We start from the raw sequence: 1,229 nt of genomic DNA on the forward strand, positions 1-1,229 counted from the left end.
AAACAAGAAAATGATGAATCCAAAGATTGTATTAATTACCGGAACAAACAGCGGCTTTGGCTGGCTGACGGCCCGTAGTGTTGCCGCCCTAGGACATAAAGTTTACGCGACCATGCGAGAGACTACCGGAAAGAACGCGGATCAGGCACACGCGTTCGTCGCAGGTAGAGAACATAACCGTGCTGGACGTCACACTGACCGATGAAACCAGTATAAAAACGGCGATTGACACCATTATCGCTACCGAAGGTACAATAGATGTACTGGTGAATAATGCCGCTCATCACCATGAATGGGTGTGGCGGAAAGCTGCACCCCGGCGGATGTACAGCGAATGTTTGATGTCAATGTCGTTGCCCCCTGGCGACTCATGAAGCAGGTGCTGCCGTATATGCGTAAACAGTCCGAAGGCTGATCGTCAACGTTAGCAGCGGATTTGGACGATTCGGCTTCCCTTTTTCAGCCGTCTATTCTGCGTCCAAGTTTGGGTTGGAAGGATTAAGCGAAGGCTTACATTACGAATTGCGACCCCTGGGAGTGGATGTAGCCATTCTGGAACCGGGTTCTTTTCCTACGGAAATGTCCCAGAAAGTGCAGTCGGGCTCTGATGCATCCATTCTGGAGGGGTACCAGGCAATTGATCATATTCCAAACAAAATATTCTCTGCCATTGGCCGGATGTTTGAAACGGTAAAACCGAATCCGCAGGAAGTGGCAGACGCCGTGGTGAATCTAATCCGTTTACCCCAGGGACAACGTCCCCTACGAACCGTAGTTGACCCAACCACAGGCGAACTGGTTAAAGCAGCGAATGAAGCCGTGCAGGCTGAATACACCAAAGGATTAGCAGCCTTTGGTATCGAAGAGCTTTCGGCGTAAAGATTCATTAAACGAGTTTCATCCGTATTAATTAAGTGCTTAAAGCATCCGGGAAGCCATAACTTTTCAGGTGAACCATTGACACGAAAAGACCCTTCGGAAAACATTCCAAGGGTCTTTTCGTGTTATCAGGTTATCACTAAGTCGAGCCTGTTACTCGCCCGTTAGCTACGATGGAATCGGTTAATGCTGTCCATCGAATGAAGTTATCCAAGTGCGACCCTAGAGCCTCGGTCCATAGAAAGGTTTTCTACATTCTCCGCTACACAACGCCCTGCTTGCAAAAATCACATGGAAGAATTCATAAAATTCATCAAGGAAATGGTCTGGATTGATGAGGTGGATCTACA

2 protein-coding genes and 1 pseudogene are annotated in these 1,229 nt (G+C 48.2%); all 3 read left to right on the plus strand.

The window, feature by feature from the left end; translation table 11 throughout:
- A pseudogene (locus BWI97_RS28775) lies at positions 1–205 on the plus strand (hypothetical protein); the annotation flags it as partial.
- A complete protein-coding gene (locus tag BWI97_RS29135; RefSeq protein WP_199182122.1) occupies positions 180–374 on the plus strand; it encodes a hypothetical protein in 195 nt (64 codons plus the stop codon). The pseudogene BWI97_RS28775 and the gene BWI97_RS29135, both read left to right, overlap by 26 nt.
- Before the next feature lie 40 nt (positions 375–414).
- The gene (locus tag BWI97_RS28170) at positions 415–879 is read left to right on the plus strand and encodes an SDR family oxidoreductase (protein WP_255403249.1); all 465 of its coding nucleotides are present in this window, start codon (positions 415–417) and stop codon (positions 877–879) included.
- Positions 880–1,229 lie beyond the last annotated feature (350 nt).

The organism is Siphonobacter sp. BAB-5405 (assembly GCF_002872335.1).
Taxonomy (GTDB): domain Bacteria; phylum Bacteroidota; class Bacteroidia; order Cytophagales; family Spirosomataceae; genus Siphonobacter.